Source organism: Amycolatopsis sp. NPDC054798 (assembly GCF_053611505.1).
Genome location: NZ_JBSHAM010000034.1, coordinates 72,219 through 92,972 on the forward strand (window position 1 = coordinate 72,219; position 20,754 = coordinate 92,972).

General features: G+C 71.8%; 22 protein-coding genes. 16 read left to right on the forward strand and 6 right to left on the reverse strand.

Annotated features, from left to right (window positions below):
- Positions 1-122: 122 nt before the first annotated feature.
- Positions 123-1,160, reverse strand: coding sequence for an alcohol dehydrogenase catalytic domain-containing protein (locus tag ACWGIC_RS21935; RefSeq protein WP_452077800.1), 1,038 nt, complete (start codon positions 1,158-1,160; stop codon positions 123-125).
- Positions 1,161-1,218: 58 nt separating this feature from the next.
- Positions 1,219-1,815, reverse strand: coding sequence for a hypothetical protein (locus tag ACWGIC_RS21940; RefSeq protein ID WP_452077801.1), 597 nt, complete (start codon positions 1,813-1,815; stop codon positions 1,219-1,221).
- 212 nt (positions 1,816-2,027) lie between these two features.
- On the opposite strand from ACWGIC_RS21940, the gene ACWGIC_RS21945 reads away from it, so the two are divergent.
- Positions 2,028-2,957 carry a universal stress protein gene (locus tag ACWGIC_RS21945; protein ID WP_452077802.1) on the forward strand — a complete coding sequence of 310 codons (930 nt, stop codon included), beginning with the start codon at positions 2,028-2,030 and terminating at the stop codon, positions 2,955-2,957.
- On the opposite strand, the gene ACWGIC_RS21950 is transcribed toward ACWGIC_RS21945, so the two are convergent.
- The gene (locus ACWGIC_RS21950) at positions 2,887-3,126 is read right to left on the reverse strand and encodes a PLDc N-terminal domain-containing protein (RefSeq protein ID WP_452077803.1); all 240 of its coding nucleotides are present in this window, start codon (positions 3,124-3,126) and stop codon (positions 2,887-2,889) included. The two genes, ACWGIC_RS21945 and ACWGIC_RS21950, sit on opposite strands and share 71 nt — an antisense overlap.
- A 144-nt stretch (positions 3,127-3,270) precedes the next feature.
- Here ACWGIC_RS21950 and ACWGIC_RS21955 point away from each other — a divergent pair, with 144 nt between their 5' ends.
- Positions 3,271-3,945, forward strand: coding sequence for a CBS domain-containing protein (locus ACWGIC_RS21955; protein WP_452077804.1), 675 nt, complete (start codon positions 3,271-3,273; stop codon positions 3,943-3,945).
- Between the two features lie 48 nt (positions 3,946-3,993).
- Here the strand turns inward: ACWGIC_RS21955 and gap are convergent, their stop codons facing one another.
- From gap to ACWGIC_RS21970, 3 genes are all read right to left on the reverse strand, one after another.
- Entirely contained in the window at positions 3,994-5,010 is a 1,017-nt protein-coding gene (gene gap, locus ACWGIC_RS21960; RefSeq protein WP_452077805.1) for a type I glyceraldehyde-3-phosphate dehydrogenase, read from the reverse strand.
- Complete coding sequence (locus tag ACWGIC_RS21965; protein ID WP_452077806.1) at positions 5,007-6,263, reverse strand: NAD(P)/FAD-dependent oxidoreductase; 1,257 nt, start codon at positions 6,261-6,263, stop codon at positions 5,007-5,009. Before ACWGIC_RS21965 ends, gap begins: the two co-directional genes overlap by 4 nt.
- Positions 6,264-6,359: 96 nt before the next feature.
- The gene (locus ACWGIC_RS21970) at positions 6,360-7,817 is read right to left on the reverse strand and encodes a bifunctional aminoglycoside phosphotransferase/ATP-binding protein (protein WP_452077807.1); all 1,458 of its coding nucleotides are present in this window, start codon (positions 7,815-7,817) and stop codon (positions 6,360-6,362) included.
- Positions 7,818-7,999: 182 nt separating this feature from the next.
- On the opposite strand from ACWGIC_RS21970, the gene ACWGIC_RS21975 reads away from it, so the two are divergent.
- The 14 genes from ACWGIC_RS21975 (at position 8,000) to ACWGIC_RS22040 (ending at position 20,414) form a co-directional block, all read left to right on the forward strand.
- The gene (locus tag ACWGIC_RS21975; RefSeq protein ID WP_452077808.1) at positions 8,000-9,010 is read left to right on the forward strand and encodes an Acg family FMN-binding oxidoreductase; all 1,011 of its coding nucleotides are present in this window, start codon (positions 8,000-8,002) and stop codon (positions 9,008-9,010) included.
- The gene (locus tag ACWGIC_RS21980) at positions 9,010-9,876 is read left to right on the forward strand and encodes a universal stress protein (protein ID WP_452077809.1); all 867 of its coding nucleotides are present in this window, start codon (positions 9,010-9,012) and stop codon (positions 9,874-9,876) included. The genes ACWGIC_RS21975 and ACWGIC_RS21980 overlap by 1 nt, the downstream gene beginning before the upstream one ends.
- Positions 9,873-10,598 carry a TylF/MycF/NovP-related O-methyltransferase gene (locus ACWGIC_RS21985; RefSeq protein WP_452077810.1) on the forward strand — a complete coding sequence of 242 codons (726 nt, stop codon included), beginning with the start codon at positions 9,873-9,875 and terminating at the stop codon, positions 10,596-10,598. Before ACWGIC_RS21980 ends, ACWGIC_RS21985 begins: the two co-directional genes overlap by 4 nt.
- Before the next feature lie 123 nt (positions 10,599-10,721).
- Entirely contained in the window at positions 10,722-11,360 is a 639-nt protein-coding gene (locus ACWGIC_RS21990) for a CBS domain-containing protein (RefSeq protein ID WP_452077811.1), read from the forward strand.
- Positions 11,361-11,365: 5 nt separating this feature from the next.
- Positions 11,366-12,220 carry a polyphosphate kinase 2 gene (gene ppk2 / locus ACWGIC_RS21995; protein WP_452077812.1) on the forward strand — a complete coding sequence of 285 codons (855 nt, stop codon included), beginning with the start codon at positions 11,366-11,368 and terminating at the stop codon, positions 12,218-12,220.
- A gap of 69 nt (positions 12,221-12,289) precedes the next feature.
- On the forward strand, positions 12,290-13,135 hold the full coding sequence (locus ACWGIC_RS22000; RefSeq protein WP_452077813.1) for a universal stress protein: 846 nt from the start codon (positions 12,290-12,292) through the stop codon (positions 13,133-13,135).
- 33 nt (positions 13,136-13,168) lie between these two features.
- Positions 13,169-13,741, forward strand: a complete 573-nt coding sequence (locus ACWGIC_RS22005) for a CBS domain-containing protein (RefSeq protein WP_452077814.1) — start codon at positions 13,169-13,171, stop codon at positions 13,739-13,741.
- A gap of 30 nt (positions 13,742-13,771) precedes the next feature.
- Positions 13,772-14,053: a DUF1918 domain-containing protein gene (locus tag ACWGIC_RS22010; RefSeq protein ID WP_452077815.1), complete on the forward strand. Its 282-nt coding sequence runs from the start codon at positions 13,772-13,774 to the stop codon at positions 14,051-14,053.
- Positions 14,040-14,930, forward strand: a complete 891-nt coding sequence (locus ACWGIC_RS22015) for a universal stress protein (RefSeq protein ID WP_452077816.1) — start codon at positions 14,040-14,042, stop codon at positions 14,928-14,930. The genes ACWGIC_RS22010 and ACWGIC_RS22015 overlap by 14 nt, the downstream gene beginning before the upstream one ends.
- Complete coding sequence (locus ACWGIC_RS22020; RefSeq protein ID WP_452077817.1) at positions 14,927-15,331, forward strand: hypothetical protein; 405 nt, start codon at positions 14,927-14,929, stop codon at positions 15,329-15,331. Before ACWGIC_RS22015 ends, ACWGIC_RS22020 begins: the two co-directional genes overlap by 4 nt.
- Positions 15,328-16,452: a CHAD domain-containing protein gene (locus tag ACWGIC_RS22025; protein WP_452077818.1), complete on the forward strand. Its 1,125-nt coding sequence runs from the start codon at positions 15,328-15,330 to the stop codon at positions 16,450-16,452. Before ACWGIC_RS22020 ends, ACWGIC_RS22025 begins: the two co-directional genes overlap by 4 nt.
- A gap of 94 nt (positions 16,453-16,546) precedes the next feature.
- Positions 16,547-17,161 carry a CBS domain-containing protein gene (locus ACWGIC_RS22030; RefSeq protein ID WP_452077819.1) on the forward strand — a complete coding sequence of 205 codons (615 nt, stop codon included), beginning with the start codon at positions 16,547-16,549 and terminating at the stop codon, positions 17,159-17,161.
- Positions 17,158-18,057, forward strand: coding sequence for a universal stress protein (locus ACWGIC_RS22035; protein ID WP_452077820.1), 900 nt, complete (start codon positions 17,158-17,160; stop codon positions 18,055-18,057). Before ACWGIC_RS22030 ends, ACWGIC_RS22035 begins: the two co-directional genes overlap by 4 nt.
- On the forward strand, positions 18,054-20,414 hold the full coding sequence (locus tag ACWGIC_RS22040; protein ID WP_452077821.1) for a phosphoketolase family protein: 2,361 nt from the start codon (positions 18,054-18,056) through the stop codon (positions 20,412-20,414). The genes ACWGIC_RS22035 and ACWGIC_RS22040 overlap by 4 nt, the downstream gene beginning before the upstream one ends.
- Positions 20,415-20,754 lie beyond the last annotated feature (340 nt).

Below are 20,754 nucleotides of genomic sequence, written 5' to 3' on the forward strand. Positions count from 1 at the left end.
TGTTCTTTACGTTTATTGGCGGCCTACCCTTCTCCACGTCAACCCTAAGGGCCGTTGTGGGTACCCGTTTGGTATCCTTTTCCCATCAGGGTTCCCCTCACGGACCTTCGACCGACCGCGACTCACTCCCGGAACAGCGCGACCTTCAACGCGCCGCTGTCCTGCGGGTGAGCGAAAACGTCATACGCCTCGTCCATCTCCTGCAGCCCGAACCGGTGCGTGACCATCCGGCTGACGTCGAGGTGCCCGGCGGCGAGCATCCGCAGCAGCATCGGCGTGCTGGAGGTGTCGACCAGCCCGGTGGTGATGGTGACGTTCCGGATCCAGAGCCGTTCGAGATGGAGGGTGGCCGGTTTGCCGTGCACGCCGATGTTCGCGATCCGCCCGCCGGGGCGGACGAGTTCGGCGCACAGTTCGAAGGTTTCCGGGACGCCGACCGCTTCGACGGCCACGTCCGCGCCGAGTCCGCCGCCCGCTTCGCGCACCGCGGTTTCCGCCTCCGCGGGCTGGACGGTCACGTCGGCGCCAGCTGCTTTGGCCGCGGCGAGCCGGGCGGGTTCCTTGTCGATCACGATGATCGACGACGGGCTGTAGAGCCGTGCGGCGGTGATCGCCGCGAGGCCGATCGGGCCCGCACCGACGATCGCGACGACGTCGCCGGGACCGACCTGTCCATTGCGGACTCCGACCTCGTAGGACGTGGGGATGATGTCGGCCAGCAGCAACGCCGCTTCGTTGCTCACGGACGGCGGCAGCCGGTAGACGGAGGTGTCGGCGAACGGCACCCGCGCGAACTCGGCCTGTACCCCGTCGACGAGGTGGCCGAGGATCCATCCGCCTCCGCCGAGGCATTGGCCGTAGACGCCGCGGCGGCAGTATTCGCAGCGGCCGCAGGCGCTGATGCAGGACACCAGGACGCGATCGCCCGGCGTGACCGCGGCGACCGCGTCGCCGGTGCGCACGACGGTGCCGACCGCTTCGTGGCCGAGGATGCGGCCGCGTTCGACTTCGGGCACGTCGCCTTTCAGGATGTGCAAGTCGGTGCCGCAGATGGTGACGGCGTCGATCCGGACGATCGCGTCGGTCGGCGCCAGGATTTCCGGGTCCGGGTGGTCGGTCCACGACCGGCGTCCGGGTCCGTCGTACACGAGTGCCTTCACAGTCTCTCCTTCGCATGGCTTCGGGCGCCCGCCGCGACGGCGGACGCCCGGAAGCGGTTCAGCGCAGCCAGGTCCGGTCGCCGACGAAGGCGGCCCAGCGGCGGCCGATGCCCCACGTGTCCCCGGCGCAGGCGGCGGCGAGCGCGATCAGGACGAGGGCGTAGACGAGGTGGTAGTCCAGGAACGGGTTGGTCGAGTGCGTGGGCGCACCCGCGCCGGTGGTGCGGGCGAACGGCCATTCGGCGGCCCACATCAGCAGCATCAGCAGGGTGCCGGACACCGCGGCGATCCGCAGCCCGGCCCCGGCGACCAGCGCGAGCCCGATGCCGAGCAGGCTCAGCATGAACAGCCAGTCGGCCCACCAGGTTCCGGCCCACGAGTGGAACATCGAGGCGAACGGGCCGACGTCGACCTTGCTCAGGAAGCCGTAGGTGGGCGAGCCGCCGTGGATCCACGCTCCGGTCGCGGGCGTGGCGTAGCCCAGTCCGAACAGCTTGTCGGCGAAGGGCCACAGGAACAGGAACCCGGCGGCGATCCGCAGAACCGCGAGCGGCCGTGCTCCATAGCTCGCCCAAGGCGGCTGCGCGACCGTTTCGGTGGGGCCGGCGGGAACCCGGCTTGCCGAGGGTTTGCCGTGCTGGGATTTGACGGACATGGGAACCTCCATTCCTCTCTGGGCCCGAGTGTGATCCGCTGGCAGACAGCGGCAATGGAGCCGAAAGTCCCCGCTGCGCGGGCCGTTGGGCGCGCACCGCGGGGGAGAGGCCGAAGGTCCACGCAGGAGGGGACCGACGCCGCTGCCGCCCGGTGCCGTCCGTGCCTACCGTCCGGAGGGAAAACGTGGCTGGACAAAGAAAGGCGGAACCGATGACCGAACCCGCACTCGTCGCCGCGGTCGACGGCTCGCTGGCTTCCCTGCACGCGGTCGGCTGGGCCGCGCGCGCCGCGGCAGGACGCGGTGTTCCGCTGCGGCTCGTGCACGTGCTCGACGAGCTGGCGCTCGATTTTCCCCGTCCGGTGCGGACGCTGGAGAACTTCGACAAGGTGCTCACCGCGCGCGGGCACCGGATCCTGCGCGCCGCCCGCGACGCCGCCAAGGAGGCGGTCCCCGCGCTGACGCCGGATCTGGTGCTGCTGCGCGGAATCGTCGGGAAATGCCTCGCCGCGCAGTCCCGTGAGGCGGTGCTGCTGGTGCTCGGGACGCCGGGGCTGCGTCCGCTGGGCCGGATCCTGCTGGGCTCGGTGTCGATCTCCCTCGCCGCGCACGCGGACTGCCCGATCGCGCTCGTCCGTCCGCACGCGGGCGACGAAGAACCGCCGGAACGGGGGCCGATCGTGGTCGGGGTCGACGGCTCGCCGTCGAGCGAACAGGCGCTGGGGACGGCGTTCGAGGAAGCCTCGTGGCGGAACGCTCCGCTCACCGCGGTGCACTGCTGGGACGACCGGCTGCTGTCGGCGATCTTCCGCGAGAACCGCTGGACGGCCGACAGCGGGATCGAGCAGGAGGCGCACGTGGTGCTCGCCGAACGGGTGGCCGGGTGGGCCGAGAAATACCCCGGCGTCGACGTGCGGCAGCTGGTGGTTCGCGGCCGGCCGTCCGAGCAGCTGCTGGATCTGGCCGACCGGGCGCAGCTGCTCGTCGTGGGCAGCCGCGGGCGGGCGGGGTTCGGCGGCCTGCTGCTCGGGTCCACGAGCCAGGCGGTGATGTCCTACGCGCTGTGCCCGGTCATCGTCGCCGGTTCCGGCGAGGAATCGTCCGGCCCCAGCGGAAGTACGCCAGCGGACCCGCGAAGTTGACCGCGATCGCGACCGCCCAGGCGGATTTCGGCCCGTTGACCCGGTCCTCGGGCCGTTTGGCGAGGTCCCACCAGGCGATCGCGGCCAGCAGCACCTGGACGGCCGCGGCGGCGAGGATCGTCCGCCGCCGCGCGGGGGACAGGTCGGACAGATTCCGGTGTGCTCGCATGGGCTCCTCCTCGGGTCGCGCTCCAGGCAACACCCGGGCGCGGCGGGCGGGAAGGGGCGAACGACCCTGCCGAGGGGGACCGCGGGCCTCGGCGCTTCCGATGCGGAAACGACTGCTGGGCAAGAAAAACACGGAGGTGCTGCGATGACCGGACTGCTGGTCTCGGACGTGATGAACTCGCCGGTGGTGACCGCCGCGCCGGACACGCCGTTCAAGGAACTGGTCGATCTCCTCGCCGCCAGCGGCATTTCGGCGGTGCCGGTGACGGACAGTTCCGGGCGGCCGGTCGGCGTGGTTTCGGAGCGGGAATTGCTCGCCCGGTACGACGGCCGCGCCGAAGGGCCGCGGCCGGGCTTGTTCGCCGCGGCCGGTCGCCGGCGCGGATGGGCGAGAGCGCGGGGCCGGACCGCGGCCGAGGTGATGCGCACCCCGGTGCACACCGTCGGGGAGCGCGAACTGCTGGCCGCCGCGGCGCGGCGGATGGTCGAGGCGAACCAGCGCCGGTTGTTCGTCGTGAACAGTTCCGGGGCGCTCGCCGGAGTGCTCGCCCGCCGGGACGTGCTCGCGGTTTTCCTCCGCCCGGACCAGGAAATCAAGGAACTGGTCGAACGCCGCGTGCTGCGCCAAGCGCTGTGGGCCGACCCGGCGGCGACTTCCGTGCGGGTCGACGACGGTGTGGTCACCCTGTCCGGAACCGTGGACAGTCCGAGCGAAGTGCTGCGCGCCGAACGGCTGACCGAGGTGCTGCCCGGTGTGGTCGGTGTGCGCAACCGGCTCGAATACACCGGGGACGGGCACCAGACCGGCTCCCGGCGGTGAGACAGCGGGAAGGCCGCCCTGGCACTGCCGGGGCGGCCTTCACCGGTTTCAGCCCTGGTCGAGCGTGCGCCCGATGAGTTCGGCGAGTTCTACGGTGCGGGCCGCGTAGCCCCATTCGTTGTCGTACCAGCCGAACACCTTGGCCAGGTGCCCGTCGGCTTTGGTGAGTTCCGAGTCGAAAATGCACGACGCGGGGTCGCCGATGATGTCGCGCGACACCAGGGGCGCTTCGGTGTAGCGGAGGATGCCCTTCAGCTGCCCGTCGGCGGCTTGGGCGAACGCGCGGTTGATCTCGGCGGCGGTGACGTCCTGCTCGAGCTCCACGGTCAGGTCGGTGAGCGAACCGTCCTCGACCGGGACCCGGATCGCGACCCCGTCGAGCTTGCCCGCCAGCGCCGGGATCACCTCGCCGATCGCCCGCGCGGCCCCGGTGCTCGTCGGGATCAGGTTGACCGCGGCCGACCGGGCCCTCCGCGGGTCGCGGTGCGGCCGGTCGAGGAGCGCCTGGTCGCCGGTGTAGCTGTGGATCGTGGTGAGCAGGCCGCGGCGGACGCCGAACGCCTCGTGCAGCACCTTGACCATCGGCGCGGCGCAGTTCGTGGTGCACGAGGCGTTGGAGACGACGTGGTGGCGCGCCGGGTCGTAGTCGCCGTCGTTGACGCCGAACACCAGCGTCGCGTCGAGTCCCTTGCCCGGAGCGGAAACGATCACTTTCCGCGCGCCCGCGGCGAGATGCCCGGCGGCCGCCTCGCGGGTGCGGAAGCGCCCGGTGGCTTCGATCACGACCGGCACGCCGAACTCGTGCCACGGCAGGTTCGCCGGTTCGGCCTCGGACGTCACCTGCACGATCTGGTCGCCGACCTCGATCGCGTCGCCGATCACCCGCACCGGCAGCCGGAGCGGGCCGTAGGTGGAGTCGTGCGCGAGCAGATGGGCGAGGGCTTCCGGGGTGGTGACGTCGTTGACCGCGACCACTTCGACGGGGCTGTCCGGCCGTTCCAGGACGCGGCGCAGGAAGTCGCGGCCGATGCGGCCGAATCCGTTGATGCCGACTCGTACGGTCATCTTCTCTCCATCAGGGTGTCGGTGTTCCGGTGAATGGTTTCGGGACTGCGGTGGAAAGAGGCCCGGCCGGCGCTGAACGGCAGTCCGAGCCGGAAGCGGGCGGAAAGGGCTTTCTCGGCGAGTCGCGCGCCGGCGCGCCAGAATGCACCGGTGCTGACCCAGTAGCGGGCCGACTCCTCGTCGACGCGTGCCGGATCGTCGCCGGGGGAGAGCGGAATCTGCGCGAAGGCGGCGTCGTCGAGCATGTCCAGCACGTGCCGCACGACCGGAACGGGCTGGGCGGGCAGCGGTGTCCCGCGGCGCTGCGCGACGATCGCCGCGGCGGTCGCGTCGGCCTGCAGCAAGGCGAGATATCCCAGTTTCAGCGGGAAATCCCCGGCGTCGCCGGGTGCGTAGACCTCCGGATGCCCGGAGACCGCGCGGGCGACCGGGTCGCACCGGAGGAACCCGCGGTCGTCGGACGGCAAGCCGGCGTAGCCGACGGAAGCGACCTGCGGCGGGAAGGTGACGAGCACGTCGAATTCCCGCACGGAGCCGTCAGCGAAAGCGGCACTGCGTTCGGCTGCCTTGGTCAGCGTCACAGCGGTGCGGCTGTCGATGCCGCGCGCTTCGAACTGCCGGGAGACGAGCGCGTGCAGCTTCGGGCCGAAGGCATGGACGAAGGTGCCCTCACAGGTGTCGAAGGCGAGTTCCACGCTGTCGCGGATTTGCTTGCGGCGCAGCCAAGTGTCGAGCATCAGCACGATTTCGTACAGCGGTGCCGCGCACTGATTTCCTGGCGGCAGCGCGAAGAGCACTCGCTGCGGGCGGCCGTGCTGGGCGTGCTGCGCGGCCCAGCGCAGATCCTCGCCGAGCCGGTGCAGCGCGCCCGGAGCCGCGATCGAATGCGCGTATTCGGCGAGCCCGGGGATTTCCTCCGGCCGGCTCGCGGACCCGGTGGCGACGACGAGCCGGTCGTAGGCCATCCGGCCGCGGGACGTGTGCACCTGTCCCCGGTCGAGGTCGATCCCTTCGGCCGTCGCGATCACCGTCCCGATCCCGCGCCGCCGGAACGCTCCGGCCAAAGGCACGTGCAGCGGCTCCTCGGCGGCTCCGAACGGCAGCCGGGCCGTTCCGGGGCGGAACAGGAAATCGTCGCGTTCGGACACGACGGTGATCCCCACGTCGTCCTCGCCCGCTCTGGCCCGGAGCCGGAAAGCGGTTTGCAGCCCGGCGAAACCGCCGCCGAGAACGACGACTTCGGTGCGCGTCATGGTTTCTCCTCTGTCTCGCCTCGACCACCGTGCCCGCGCTCGCCGGCGGAACGGCAGGGACGTTGGCAGGCAGGCCGGAGGACGTTCGTCATCCGGTCACGAGCACTGCGCGAGATGCGCGAGCGCGTTTTCGACCGCGTCGGCCGCGGTTCCGGTCGTGTCGAGAGGGAACGCCGAAGGCCACGAGGCGTCGTCCCCGGCCATTTCCCGGGAGACCTCGGGCCCGGCGTCGGACAGCGATCCGGTCCGCACCGCCATCCGGTGCTCGCGCAGCTCCTCCGGTGCCTCGCAGCGCAGTGCGGACAGCCTGCTGCCGGTTCGTTCCGCGACGGCGGCGATCGCTTCCCGTTCCCGGGCGGAGGTCCAGGACGCGTCGAGGACGACAGTCTCGCCGAGTTCGAGCAGCTCGCTCGCGCGCCGGACGAGTTCGCGGTAGGTCCGTGCGGTCCATTCCGGGGTGTAAATGCCGTGGAGGTAGTCCGCCGGGGCGTGCTGCCTCGGGTCGATCCCGGCGAGTTCCTTGCGGATCCGGTCGCTCCGCAGCAGGGTCGCGCCGAGCGCGTCGGCGAGCCCTCCGGCCACAGTGGACTTTCCCGAACCGGGGAGTCCGCCGACCAGCACCGCCCGCACCTCGCCCGCGCGGAGGTGGCGCACCGTCGTTTCCGCGTACGCGCGCGCCAGCTCCGCGGCCGTCGGATCCCCCTGTGCGTGGCGGAGGCAGGCGACCTTGACGCGGACGAACGCGCGGTAGGCGAGATAGTGGTGCCGCAGCGCCAAGGGAGCATTGTCCCCAGAGAATTCGGCGTACGCGTCGAGCAGTTCGGTGCCGAGCGCGGGAGAGCCGAGCCGTTCGAGATCCATCGCGAGGAAGGCCACGTCGTCCAGCCCGTCGACGTGGCGGAGGTGGTCGTCGAATTCCAGGCAGTCGAGTACGCGCGGTCCGTCCTCGAGACAGAAGATGTCGTCGGCGATCAGGTCGCCGTGACCGTCGACGACCCGGCGCTCGGCGATGCGGCGGGCGAAAAGCGGAGCGCGCCCGGCGAGGAACACGTCCGTGCGGCTCTCGATTTCCTTGGCGGCCGCCGCGTCCAGCACGACCCCGTGGAACGGCCGCACCTGGGCGAAGCTCTCGTGCCAGCGGCGGCGGACCGCGTCGCGCGTTCCGTCCGCGTCGACGCCCGGACCGCGGTCGGCCCGGGCGTGGAAGGCCGCGAGCAGCCGGGCGAGCGAGTGGATCACCGGTCCGAGAGGTTCCCCGCGCCGCACCAGCTCGGACAGCCTGCGGTCGTCGGGCATCCGGCGCATCGCCACGAGGTGGTCGCAGACCGTGCCGTCCGGCCCGGTCACGGCGGCGACCCCGAGATACACGTCGGGCGCGAGCCTGCGGTTGAGGTCGACCTCGCGGCGGCACACCCGCTCGCGGACCGCTGGATCGGTGAAATCGAGAAAGCCGAGGTCCACCGGCTTCTTGAGCTTCCAGGCGCGGTCGCCGGCGAAGAAAACCGCACCGCTGTGCGTTTCCCGGACTGCTGCCCACGGTTGAGTTCCGGTCATGCCGATCACCCTCGCGGGGCGCGCGGGCCGGCGGGAAGGGCGCTTGGTCCTCTCGCCGGTGCCGTTGGGCCCGGCCCGCGACTCGGTGACCTTGGTCCCTGCCTCCGGTGGCTTGCGGCCGAAGCGCGGAAGGGGCTCGCCGCGATTAGCTGTCCTCGCCCGGAATGACAGGAGTGACCGCGATGCAGAAGACAGCCGCTGCGACCGGCCGCCGACCCGGCGAGTGGACGCTCGCCGAAGCGGAGGTGCTGGGCCGCTCAGTCCTGCGCGCCCCCTCGGTGCACAACACGCAGCCATGGCGGGTCGAGCTGATCGACGGCGCCGTCCTGCTGCGCGAGCGCACCGACGTCGCGCTGCCGCACCACGACCCCCTCCGCCGTGACCTGGCGATGTCCTGCGGGACGGCGCTGGCGAACCTGGAACTGGCCGTGCGGGTCCTCGGCCGCCGGGCCAGGGTGAGCGTGCTGCCGGACCCGGAGCAGCCGGATGTCGTCGCCCGGGTCGGCGCCGCGGAGCCGCTGCCGCCGACCGACCAGGACCTGCAGCGTTACGGGGCGATCATGGTGCGGCGCAGCCACCGCGGGGCGTTCACCGGCTTGCCGGTCGGCACGGCGCAGACCGCGCGGGTCCTCCGGGCCGCTGTGACGACCGGGGTCGAGGCGACGCGGATGGGCGGAATGGACCGGTTGGCCAAGCTCTTCGAGCACGCGGCGCGCGCCCTCCAGGACGACGGCGCCTACCAACGCGAACTCGCGCTGTGGACGATCCGGGACGAGGCCGCGCACCGGCACGGCGCGGGCATGCGCTTCTCCGCGCTGCCGCCCGGCGAACTGCCGTGGGCCGGACTGGTGCGCCGGGCGACCGTCGTACCCGACCCGGTCGTGCTGCGCGAACGGCTGGAGGCCGAAACGGTGCTGCTGTTCACGACGGCCGACGACGCGCGGATCGACCACATCCGTGCCGGTTACGCATTGGAGCGAAGCTGGCTCGAAGGGGTCACCCTCGGCCTGGCGGGCGCGGTGCTGACGCAGCCGCTGCGAGTGCCCGAGGTGCGCTCGGCGCTGTGCGAGGACTACCAGCTGTCCGGTTTCCCGCAAGCGCTGCTGCGGCTGGGGCGTTCGACCAGGGTGACGCCGGCGAGCCTGCGCCGCGGCGTGGCCGAGGTTCTCGGCGGGAAATGGCGGGAGCGGTGATGGAGACGAGTCCGGTTCTGGTCGGCGTCGACGGGAGCGAGTCCGGCGCGGCGGCTGCCCGGTGGGCCGCGCGCGAGGCGGTTCTGCGGAACGCTCCGCTGACTGTCCTGACCGCGTTCGGTTTCGCGGACGGCAGCTTCGCCGTCGGACGGTACCCGCCGGCGGATTGGCTGAAGGCGCAGGAAGCCGTCGCGGAGCAGCTGTTGCGCACCGTCCGGGAGGACCTCGCGGAGGTCGAGCCGGGGGCACGGATCGCGTTCGAGACGAGCCCCGCGGGTCCCGAGGTCGCGCTGCGGGAAGCCTCGGCGAAAGCGCGATTGCTGGTGCTGGGGGAACCGACCGGCACGCTGTCCGGGCTGCTCGCGGGCTCGCCGGACATCGACCTGGCCGCGCACGCGCACTGTCCGGTCGTAGTCGTCCGAGGCACCGTCCGGGCGAAAGGACCGGTCGTCGTCGGTGTCGACGGAAGCCCGCTCAGCGACGCGGCGATCGCCTGCGCGTTCGAGGAAGCCGCGGTGCACGGCGTACCCCTGGTCGCGCTGCACACGTGGCTCGACGGAGACCGCACCCGGCTGTTCGGCAACCGCGATTTTCCTTTCGAGGCAGGGGAAGCTGAGCACCGGCTGCTGGCGCAACAGCTGGCCGGGTACCGCGCGCGGTACCCGGACGTGGCCGTCGAACAGGTCGTAGAGCAGGACCGGCCGCGCGACCGGCTGATCGAGTGGAGCACCCGCGCCTCGCTGGTGGTGCTGGGCAGCCGTGGCCGGGGCGGGTTCACCGGCATGGTTCTCGGCTCGACGAGCCACGCGCTGCTGCACCACGCCGGATGCCCGGTGCTGGTCGTCCGGGCCGAAGAGAAGCTATGACGGCGTTGCCGGCGCTGAGATCCCTCTTCGGCAGGGCGCGGGCCGCCCTGCTTCCGGCTGAGGCCCGCGCGGTCCTGCGCGATCATCTCACGTACCTGAGTCCCGAAAAGCTCGTTCGGCTGACCGGTGCCGTCAAGGACGTGACGAGAACCGGCGTTCCGGGCGATCTGCTGGAGTTCGGGATCGCGCTCGGCGGCTCGTCGGTGCTGCTGGCGCGCCACGCCACACCCGAGCGGCAGTTCCACGGCTTCGATGTGTTCGCCCGGATCCCGGAGCCGACGTCGGCCAAGGACGACGCGGAATCCAAGCGGCGTTACCGAGTGATCGCGGACGGCGAGTCCCCTGGCATCGGCGGAGATCTCTATTACGGCTACCGCACGGACCTCTACGAGCGGGTGTGCGCGACTTTCGCCCGCTACGGCCGTCCGGTGGACGAGCAACGGATCTTCCTGCACCGGGGACTGTTCGAGGAAACCTGGCCCGGCTATACCCGCGGCGCCATCGCTTTCGCGCATATCGACTGCGACTGGTACGACCCGGTTCGCTTCTGCCTCAACGCGGTCCTGCCGCGCCTTTCGCCGGGCGCGACGCTGATCCTCGACGACTATCACGATTACGGCGGTTGCCGGACCGCGGTGGACGAGTTCCTGGAGGAGAACAGCGGCGCCTTCGCCGTGGACGACGGCCCCAACCTCAAGCTGCGGTTGCTCGCCCGGATCTGACGCGCGGCTCCTGAGGACATTGGTCCTTCGCACCGGTGACCCCGGACCGGCGTGCCAGTGCGGTCCTGATGCCTATTTTCAAGGCAGCACAAGGCGAAGCGGGCACAGGACTACGGAGGAATGATGAAGACGATCACGACACCGGTTTCCGAGGTGATGACGGCCCGCCCGGTGTGCGTGCGGGCCGAGACGCCGGTGAAGGAAATCGCCGCGATGCTGGCGCGGGAAGGGATCAGCGCGGTCGCGGTGGTCGACCACACCGGGGCGCTCGTCGGCGTGGTGTCCGAAAAGGACTTGCTGCCGGTGGTGCGGGGCGGCCAGTTCCGGTGGTGGCGCCGCAGGGAAGCACGGAAAGCCGGGGGACGCAGCGCGCGCGAGGTGATGACGAGTCCGGTCGTCACCGTCGCCGAGGACGACACCGTGTCCGCGGTGGCGGCCAAGCTGGAGAAAACCGGGCTGCGGCGGTTGTTCGTCGTGCGGGACGGCCGTCCGGCGGGGGTCGTCGCCCGGCGCGACGTCCTGCGCTCGCTGACCCGGCCGGACTCCGAGATCGAGCGCGACGTGGTGACCGGCGTTCTGTACGAGACGCTGCACCTCGGCCCGGACCGGGCGCGCGCGATGGTGCACGCCGGAGTGGTCACCGTCGCCGGCCGGGTCGAGCGGCGCAGCGAGATCGCCCCGGTCACCCGGCTGATCGAAGCGGTTCCCGGCGTGGTCGCGGTCAGCAACGGCCTCGACTACGTGTGGGACGACATCGCCTGACGCGGATGACAGGCAAACGTGGCGCCGCCCGGCTTCCCCGGGCGGTCTACGAGGCGGAGCTGGCCCGGCTCCAGATCGAACTGGTGAAGCTGCAGGAATGGGTGCGCCACGAAGGCGCGCGGCTCGTCGTGGTGTTCGAGGGACGGGACGCGGCGGGCAAGGGCAGCGCGATCAAACGCTTCACCGAGCACCTGAACCCCCGCGTGGTGCGGATCGCCGCGCTGCCGCGGCCCACCGGCAGGGAGACCACGCAGTGGTACTTCCAGCGCTACGTCGCGCAGCTGCCCGCGGCCGGGGAGATCGTGCTTTTCGACCGCAGCTGGTACAACCGCGCGGGCGTCGAGCGGGTGCTCGGGTTCTGCACTCCCGAGCAGTACCAGCGGTTCCTGCGGCAGTGCCCGATCTTCGAGCGGCTGCTGGTCGAGGACGGCCTGCTGCTGCGCAAGTACTGGTTCTCGGTGAGCCGCGGCGAGCAGGAACGGCGGTTCCGCGCGCGGATCGAGGATCCGCTCCGCCGCTGGAAACTGTCCACAGTGGACCTGGAATCGGTGCCGAGGTGGGACGACTACTCGCGCGCCAAGGACGACATGTTCGTGCACACCGACACCCCGGATTCCCCGTGGTACGTCGTGGACGGCGACGAGAAACGGCGCGGCAGGCTCAACATGATCGCGCACCTGCTCGCCAGCGTCCCCTACCGGGAGATCCCGCCCCCGCCGGTGAAGCTGCCGCCGCGTTCGCACGGCTCCGGTTACGCGCGGACCGACCGGCGCTTGCTGCGCGAGGTGCCGGACCACGCGGCGACGTTGGGGAAACAGCATTCCGCTTTCGTCACAGAGGGAAGGGACTTCGGGCTCTGACCCGCACCGCCCGCCGCGGGCGATCGTGGAAGGGGCCGCCGGAACCGGCGGCGGGACGGGAGGCTAGCGGTGACCGCGAACAAACCCGAGAGCGTGGTGCTCGCCGGGATCGACGAATCGGAGACGGCCCTGGCTCCGGTCCGCTGGGCGGCGGCAGAGGCGAGGCGGCGCGATTGCCGGCTTGAGCTCTTCCACGCCGGGATCGGCGAGACGGTTGACGTTTCCGGGAAAGTCGCGGCGCAGAAAGCGCACGAGCTATTCGGGCGCGCGCACCGCTGGCTGAGCCGGGCCGCGCAGGTGGCCGAGGAAGCGGCGCCGGGCGTGCGGACCCAGCTGGTCGCCCGGATCGGGTTCGCGGCGGATCTGCTGATCGAGCTTTCACGGTCGGCGTCGCTGATCGTGCTCGGTTCGCACGGGCTCGGCGGGTTGCGCGGCGCGGCGATCGGTTCGGTCGCCCTGCGGGTCGCGGCGAGCGCGTCCTGTCCGGTGGTGGTCGTGCGCGGGCGCGCGGCGGCAGGCGGCGCGGTCGTGGCCGGGGTGTCCGGTGCGGACAGTGCCGACGATGACGACCGCGTCCTGGAATTCGCGTTCGACGCGGCGGCGAGCAGGCAGGTCCCGCTCGTCGCGGTGCGTGCCTGGCACGGGGCGCTGTTCGACGAGCCCGGGCAAGCCGAGGCGGAGGACCGCGCGCTGCGCGAGCGGATCGCCGCGTGGGCGGAGAAATACCCCTCGGTCGAGGTCAGTGCGCGGGCGGTGCGGGAACGCTCGGCCGCTCGGGCGCTGATGGCGGTCGAGGGCGCGCAGCTCGTCGTGATCGGAAGCCGCGGCCGCGGACCGGTCGCGGGCGGGCTGCTCGGGTCCACCGGGAACCGGCTGCTGGCGCATTCGGCGTGCCCGGTCGCGGTGGTGCACTGAGCCGCCGTTCCAACGAGGAGCGAGGAGAAAGCCGTGCGAGCACGGGACATCATGACCCGGCCGGTTGTCCGGGTCGGACCGGGAACGCCGGTCCGCGAAGCGATCGCGCTGCTGACCGAACACTGTGTCGCGGCGCTGCCGGTGGTCGACGAGGGCAACCGGGTCGTCGGCGTCTTCACCGAGGCGGACGCGCTGGCCGGGGTGCTGACCGGCGAACCGGTCGCCCCGGACCTGCGGGTGGACGCCGTCATGACCAAATCGGTCGACACCGTCGGGCTCGACGCCGACGGCAGCGAGATCGCCGCGCGGATGCTCCTCGACCGGTTGCGCAGCGTGCCGGTGGTCGACGAGGGCGGGCTCGCCGGGATCGTCAGCCGGCGCGACCTGCTGGCTCCGCTGGTCCGCCGCGACGACGCGATCGTCTCCCGGCTGCGCGCGCTGCTGAGCGACTACGCCGGGCACCGGGACCGGTGGGACGTGTCCGTCGCCGGCGGAATGGTGACCATCCGCGGCGCATTCGCCGACGAAGCAGAGCGCCGTCTTGTCACCGCGCTCGCGCGCACCGTAGAAGGCGTGTTCTCAGTAGAGCTTTCCGCGCCGCGATGAGCGCCGGGAACTTCGGACCCAGGAGGAGAAATGCACGCACAGCCCGGTGACTGGCTGGTGGTGAAGGGCGTCCGGGTGGACCTCCCGGAACAGCGCGGCCGGATCGTCGCGACCGGCGAACCGGACGGACGGCCGCCGTTCACGGTGCGCTGGCTCGCCGACGACCACGTCTCGACGATTTTCCCCGGACCGGACGCGATCGTGCTCACCGAAGCCGAGATGTCCGCACAGGACGAGAACGAACGCGAACGGTTCGAACGGCTGCGCGCGCTGCGGCGGGCCAGGAGAGGAGCACATGATGCCCGGACCTGACGAAAGCGTGGTGATGGCCGGAGTCGACGGTTCGACGTCGGCGCGCAACGCCGCCGTCTGGGCGGCCGGGGAAGCAGAACACCGCGGCGCGCTGCTGCGGCTCGTTCAGGCCTACTCGATCCCGTCGCCGGGCATCACCGGGCCGTTCGCGACCGGGGTGCGCAGCGGATTCCAGGGCCAGGCGGAGAAGTGGCTCGACGAAGCCGAGGCCGCGGTGCGGGAAGCGCGGCCCGGGGTGCGGATCGAGCGCGTCGTCGCCGAAGGGAACCCGGTCGCCGTGCTGCTGCGGGAAAGCCGCGGCGCCGAGCTGGCGGTGCTGGGTTCGCGCGGGCTGGGCGGGTTCACCGGCCTGCTGGTCGGCTCGACCGCGGTCGCGCTGGCGGCGCACGCTCCGTGCCCGGTCGTGGTCGTGCGCGGCCGGATGCCGGACGACGTCCCGTCCCCGGCCGGACCGGTCGTGGTCGGGCTGGACGGCTCGTCCGACAGCGACGACGCGCTCGGATTCGCCTGCGCCGAGGCGATCGCGCGGAAAACCTCGCTCACGGCCGTGCACACCTGGAACGAGCTGAGCCCGGACGGGACGTTGCATGCCATGGACGTCATGCCGGACGAGGTGGCCGCGGGCGAGCGCTGCCGGGTCGAGGGCCAGCTCGCGCTGTGGCGGGAGAAATACCCGAAACTGCGGATCGACGTCGAGATCGTGCGCGGGCGGCCGGTGCGCACCCTGCTGGAGTTCGGCGAAAACGCTCAGCTGGTGGTGGTCGGCAGCCGCGGGCGGGGCGGGTTCGCCGGGATGCTTCTCGGCTCGACGAGCCAGGCCCTGCTCGTGCACTCGACCTGCCCGGTGGCGGTCGTCCGGCCGAGGAGCCTGCCGTGACCACGGCGCGCGGCCGGACCGCGCTACGGGTGCTGGCGACGTACGAGACGGTATTCGCGGCCGCCGCGCTGGTCGGCGGTATCTGCCTGATGACCGGCGCGCCCGGGTTCCGGCTGCCGGTCGCGGCGCTCGGGCCGCTCGGGCTGTCCAGCTGGCAGCTGCCCGGGCTTGCGCTGGTGCTCGCGATCGGCGGCACGCTCAGCTGGGCCGCGCTGGCTGCGTGGCGCAGAGATCCGGAGGCGCATTGGTTCGGGTACGCCGCGAGCATCGTGCTCGCCGGCTGGCTCGCGATCCAGTTCGCGGTGCTGGGCTTCGGCGAACCGGTGCAGTGGGTCACGCTCAGCCTGGCCGTGCTGCTGGTCCTGCTGAGCAGGCTCGCGCAGCGGGCGGGTCCGTCATGACCCGCGCGGCGCGGCCGGTGACGTACTACGACACGACCGGTCAGCGGTTGCGGCGGCACGGGATGGCGATCAGCCGCGCAGGCAGCGAATGGCAGCTGGACGTGGGCGACGGCCGGGGTTGCCGCGTTGAGGCCCCCGGCGTGGCGGAGGTGCCGCACGAGCTGTCGCGGCTGGTCCGCGCGTACACCCGGGACATGGACCTGGTGCCGATGCCCAGGAAGGCCGACGACGCCCGGGGCACTGGCACAGAGTCCGGTACGGCGCGGCAGATGGTGCTCAGCTACCTGGAACGCCAGATCGAGGCGCTCGCGCGCGCCGATCTCGCGGTGCGGCTGGGCGAACCCGGCGGGGTGCACGACCTCCGGGTCGCCGCCCGGCGGATCCGCGCCACGCTCCAAACTTTCGCGCCGGTTCTCGGGGGACGGCTCGCGAGGAGATTCCGGGCGGCGTTGCGCTGGCTGGGCGCGAGCGTCGGACCAGCGCGGGACATCGAAGTGCAGCGGGCCCGGTTCTTCGCCGCGCTGGACAAGCTGCCGTCCGAGTCGGTTCCGGACGAGGTGCGCACCGGTGCCGAGCAGGTTTTCGCCGCGCAGGCGGAGGAAGCCGCCGCCGAATGCGCGATCGTGCTCGACTCGCCGCGGTACCTGCAACTGCTGAACGCGCTCGACGTGCTCCTGGTAGTGCTGCGTGAGCAAAGCCCTCGCGCACAAGGGAAACGCGCGCGGCGACCGGCGGCCAAGGTGCTTCCCGGCCTGGTTTGGGCCGTGGTCGCGGAAACCGATACCCGAGTCGGCGCGGTGCCGGACGGCCCCGAAGCCGTGCACGCGGTGCGCAAGAGCGTGAAGCGGCTCCGGTACGCCGTCGAGGCGGCGGGCCCTGCCCTGCCCGTCGACCGGGCGGAAGCAGTGAAGAGCTTGCGGGGCTTGCAGGAACTGCTCGGCGAATACCAGGACGCCGTCGTCGCGCAGGGCAGGCTGCGGGAGCTCGCGGAAGCGGGGGAGGGGACGAGGGTGCACGCCCTGGTCCGCGAGGCCGAGGTGCGCAACGCCGAACAGTGCGTCGAGGCGCTTCCCGCCGCGTGGCGGAAGGCGTACCGGCAGCTGGCCCCGTTGCGGCGCTGAGGACGTTGGTCCTTCGCGCCGGTGACTCCGGACCGGCGTGCCAGACCGGTCTCGTTGCCTATTTTCGAGGCAGCACAAGGAAAGGACGGACCCGATGCGCGCACGCGATCTGATGTCCGCACCGGTCGAGACGGTGCATGCGTGGACGCCGGCCAAGGAAGCGGCGGAAATTCTCTCCGAACACGGCTTCACCGCGCTGCCGGTGGTGGACGACGACGACCGGCTGGTCGGCATCGTGACCGAGGCCGACCTGATCCGCGGCCGGATCCCGGCCGACGCGCGGTCGGAGTACCGGCATCCGCACCACCCCGGTACGGCAGAAACGACCGTCGGCGCGGTGATGACGTCGCCCGCCACCGCGATGTCGTCCGGCACGGACCTCGCCGATCTGTGCCAGGCACTGGTGGACGCGCAGATCCGGGCGATGCCGATCGTCGACGGCAGCCGGCTGGTCGGCATCGTGACGCGCGGCGACGTCGTGCGCGTGCTCGCCAGGGAGGACACCGCGATCGCCGCGGACGTCCGCCACCGGCTGGAGATCTACGGCGGGACGGGCCGCTGGACGGTCGACGTGCACGACGGGATCGTGCGGATCGCCGACCGCTATGACGACGCAACCGATCGCCACGTCGCGACGCTGCTGGCACTGGCGGTGCCCGGCGTGGTCGGAGCGGACACCGTGTCCGCGGAACAGGAAGTGGGACGATGACTGACCGGAATCGCACGGTGCTCGTCGGGATCGACGGCTCGGAGGGCTCCGCGGAAGCGGTCCGCTGGGCCGCTCAACTCGCCTCGGGCCGGGATTTTGAACTGGAGCTCGTGCATTGCCTGCAGCTGGCCGGGCTGGTCTACGGCGGCGGCCTCGCCGGCAGCGCGGTGCTTTTCGAAGGCATCCAGCAGGACGGGGAACGCATCGCGGCCGAGGCACGCGAACTGGCGTTGTCCGTGGACCCCTCGCTCGAGGTCCGCAGCGAAGTGTTCACCGATTCCGCGCCCGCCCTGCTGATCGACCGCTCCAAGAAGGCCCGGATGGTCGTGCTCGGCCGCACCGGGACCGGCGGTTTCACCGGCATGCTGGTCGGGGCGACGACCGCGGCGGTGGTGAGCCACGCCGGCTGTCCGGTGGCGGTGGTCCGCGGACGCCACGGAGACGGCCCGGTTCCGCAGGACGGCCCGGTGGTGGTCGGCGTCGACGGCAGCCCGAACAGCGAAGCGGCGATCGCGGCGGCGTTCGAGGAGGCCAGCTTCCGGAAGGTCCCGCTCGTGGCGGTGCACGCCTGGGTCGACGTGGTCTACGACTCGACCGACAGCACGGCGCGGCTCATGCCGCAGTGGGAAACCCTGCAGCCCACCGAGGAACGGCTGCTGGCGCAGCGGCTCGCGGGCTGGCAGGAGAAATACCCTGACGTCGAGGTGCGCCGGGAGCTGGTCCGCGACCGGCCGCGGCACGTGCTGCTCGACGAATCCGACCGGGCGCAGCTGCTGGTCGTCGGCAGCCGCGGGCGCGGCGGGTTCGCCGGGATGCTGCTGGGCTCGACCAGCCAGGCGCTGGTGCACCACTCCTCGTGCCCGGTGCTCGTCGTGCGTCCGGAGGCCAACCGGTGACGACGATCGACGCTCCCGCCGCGACGCTCACCGAAGCCGAACTGGCTCAGGTCGACGCCCAGTGGCGTGCCGCGAACTACCTCGCCGCGGGCCAGATCTACCTGATGAGCAATCCGCTGCTGCGGGAACCACTGGAGCCGGGGCAGGTCAAGCCCCGGCTCCTCGGGCACTGGGGCACCTCGCCCGGCCTGAACTTCGTCTACGCCCACCTCAACCGCGCGATACTGGCGCACGACCTCGACGCGATGTTCGTGACCGGACCGGGGCACGGCGGGCCGGCGCTGCTGGCGAGCACGTGGCTTGAAGGCAGCTATTCGGAGCTGTGGCCGGAGGTTTCCCGGGACGCCGAGGGGATGGACCGGCTGTTCCGGCAGTTCTCGTTCCCCGGCGGCGTGCCGAGCCACGTGTCCCCGCACGTTCCCGGGTCGATCCACGAGGGCGGCGAACTGGGGTACTCGCTCGCGCACGCGTTCGGCGCCGCGTTCGACAACCCGGGCCTGCTCGTCGCGTGCGTCGTCGGCGACGGCGAGGCGGAAACCGGTCCGCTGGCGACGAGCTGGCAGGCGAGCCGGTTCCTCGACCCGCGCCGCGACGGCGCGGTGCTGCCGATCCTGCACCTGAACGGCTACAAGATCGCGAATCCGACCGTGCTGTCCCGGATCCCGCCGTCCGAATTGGACTCGCTGCTGCGCGGAGCCGGCTGGGACCCGGTGTACGTCGAGGGCGACGAGCCGGTGGCGATGCACCAGGCGATGGCCGCCGCGCTGGACGCGGTGGTCGCCGATCTCGCCCTGCTCCGCCGCGACGGCGCGGGGGCGTGGCCGATGATCGTGCTCCGGTCGCCGAAGGGCTGGACCGGACCGGCCACAGTGGACGGTCAGCGGGTCGAGGGGACCTGGCGGGCGCACCAGGTCCCGCTGACCCGCGTCCGGGAGGACCCGGAGCACCTGCGGCAGCTGGAAAACTGGCTGCGGTCCTACCGGCCGGAAGAACTGTTCGACGCCGTCGGCCGCCCGACCGCGGCGGTCACCGCGCTGATCCCGGGCGGCACGCGAAGGATGGGCGCGAACCCGCACGCGAACGGCGGCGTACTGCTGCGTCCGCTCTCGCTGCCGCCGGTCGCCGAGCACGCCGCGCTGGTCACGGCGGCGGGGCAGAGCGTTTCGGAGCCGACCCGGGCGCTGGGCCGATTCCTGCGGGAAGTGTTCCGCCGCAACGCCGAACGCGCGAACTTCCGCCTGTTCGGGCCGGACGAGACCGCGTCGAACCGCCTCGACGCGGTGTACGACGTGACCGCGAAGACCTGGGAACTGCCGCCCGGCCCGCCCGAAGACCACCTCGCGCCGGACGGGCGCGTCATGGAAGTGCTCTCGGAACACCTGTGCCAGGGCTGGCTCGAGGGTTACCTGCTGAGCGGCCGGCACGGGCTGTTCTCGTGCTACGAGGCGTTCGCGCACATCGTGGACTCGATGGTCAACCAGCACATCAAATGGCTGCGCGTGCACCGCGAGATCCCGTGGCGGCGGCCGGTGGCGTCGCTGAACTACCTGCTGACCTCGCACGTCTGGCGGCAGGACCACAACGGTTTCTCCCACCAGGACCCGGGTTTCGTGGACCACGTGGCGAACAAGGCCCCGGAGGTCGTGCGGGTGTACTTCCCGCCGGACACCAACACGCTCCTGGAGGTCGCCGCGCACTGCCTGCGCAGCCGGGACCTGGTCAACGTGGTGGTCGCGGGCAAGAACGAGACGCCGGACTGGCTCGACGCGGAGGAAGCCGCGCTGCATTGCGCACAGGGCCTGGGCATCTGGGAATGGGCCAGCACGCACGCCGACCGCGAGCCGGACGTCGTGCTCGCGTGCGCGGGCGACGCCCCGACCCTGGAAATCCTCGCGGCGGCGGCGATCCTGCGCGAGGAACTGCCCGAACTGGCGGTCCGGGTGGTGAACGTCGTGGACCTGATGCGGCTGCAGCCGGAAGCGGAACACCCGCACGGCCTGAGCGATCGGGAGTTCGACGCGCTGTTCACCCCGGACCGTCCGGTGATCTTCGCCTACCACGGGTACCCGTGGCTGATCCACCGGCTGGCCTACCGCCGGACGAACCACGCCGGGCTCCATGTCCGCGGCTACACCGAGCACGGCACCACGACCACGCCGTTCGACATGCTGGTGCGCAACCGGATGGACCGGTTCCAGCTGGTCATCGACGTGCTGGACCGGGTGCCGGGCCTGCTCGCCACGACCGGTCCGCTGCGCCAGCGGATGACCCGGGCGCAGGAAGTGCACCGGCATTGGATCATCGAGCACGGGGAGGATCTGCCGGAGGTGCGGGAGTGGCGGTGGCCTGGGCGGTGATCGCTCGGGGTTGAGCTGGAGGAGCGGGTGTGCGGGGTTCCGCACACCCGCTCTTTCGGGTTCCGGAGGGCGGGAAACCAGCTTCCGAGGCCATCTCCGCGGGGGTGTTCCCCCGCCAAGCGCGGTGATTCACGGCAGAACCGGCTGGGGGGCGAGAGAAATCGGATACGGCGCAGCGGATCTTCGGGATTCCCGCCGCGCCGGTGGGCCATGCCCTCCGCTGCACCCCTAGGTGCGCGGGTCGTCCCGCACCCGCCTTTCGTTCTCCGGACACGTGTGCCGCCGGAACGGGGGCCGGGGGTGTGCGGGAGGCGGCTGGTCCGTGAGGGGACCCCTGAGG

Bases quoted from the DNA above. Each gene is read 5' to 3' on its own strand.
- ACWGIC_RS21980 (WP_452077809.1), top strand. From the start codon at position 9,010: ATGGAGACGAGTCCGGTTCTGGTCGGCGTCGACGGGAGCGAGTCCGGC.
- ACWGIC_RS22030 (WP_452077819.1), top strand. From the start codon at position 16,547: ATGCGCGCACGCGATCTGATGTCCGCACCGGTCGAGACGGTGCATGCG.
- ACWGIC_RS21990 (WP_452077811.1), top strand. From the start codon at position 10,722: ATGAAGACGATCACGACACCGGTTTCCGAGGTGATGACGGCCCGCCCG.
- ACWGIC_RS21945 (WP_452077802.1), top strand. From the start codon at position 2,028: ATGACCGAACCCGCACTCGTCGCCGCGGTCGACGGCTCGCTGGCTTCC.
- gap (WP_452077805.1), bottom strand. From the start codon at position 5,010: ATGACCGTACGAGTCGGCATCAACGGATTCGGCCGCATCGGCCGCGAC.
- ACWGIC_RS21965 (WP_452077806.1), bottom strand. From the start codon at position 6,263: ATGACGCGCACCGAAGTCGTCGTTCTCGGCGGCGGTTTCGCCGGGCTG.
- ACWGIC_RS21985 (WP_452077810.1), top strand. From the start codon at position 9,873: ATGACGGCGTTGCCGGCGCTGAGATCCCTCTTCGGCAGGGCGCGGGCC.
- ACWGIC_RS21940 (WP_452077801.1), bottom strand. From the start codon at position 1,815: ATGTCCGTCAAATCCCAGCACGGCAAACCCTCGGCAAGCCGGGTTCCC.
- ppk2 (WP_452077812.1), top strand. From the start codon at position 11,366: ATGACAGGCAAACGTGGCGCCGCCCGGCTTCCCCGGGCGGTCTACGAG.
- ACWGIC_RS21975 (WP_452077808.1), top strand. From the start codon at position 8,000: ATGCAGAAGACAGCCGCTGCGACCGGCCGCCGACCCGGCGAGTGGACG.
- ACWGIC_RS22010 (WP_452077815.1), top strand. From the start codon at position 13,772: ATGCACGCACAGCCCGGTGACTGGCTGGTGGTGAAGGGCGTCCGGGTG.
- ACWGIC_RS22015 (WP_452077816.1), top strand. From the start codon at position 14,040: ATGCCCGGACCTGACGAAAGCGTGGTGATGGCCGGAGTCGACGGTTCG.
- ACWGIC_RS21950 (WP_452077803.1), bottom strand. From the start codon at position 3,126: ATGCGAGCACACCGGAATCTGTCCGACCTGTCCCCCGCGCGGCGGCGG.
- ACWGIC_RS21955 (WP_452077804.1), top strand. From the start codon at position 3,271: ATGACCGGACTGCTGGTCTCGGACGTGATGAACTCGCCGGTGGTGACC.
- ACWGIC_RS21970 (WP_452077807.1), bottom strand. From the start codon at position 7,817: ATGACCGGAACTCAACCGTGGGCAGCAGTCCGGGAAACGCACAGCGGT.
- ACWGIC_RS22035 (WP_452077820.1), top strand. From the start codon at position 17,158: ATGACTGACCGGAATCGCACGGTGCTCGTCGGGATCGACGGCTCGGAG.
- ACWGIC_RS22025 (WP_452077818.1), top strand. From the start codon at position 15,328: ATGACCCGCGCGGCGCGGCCGGTGACGTACTACGACACGACCGGTCAG.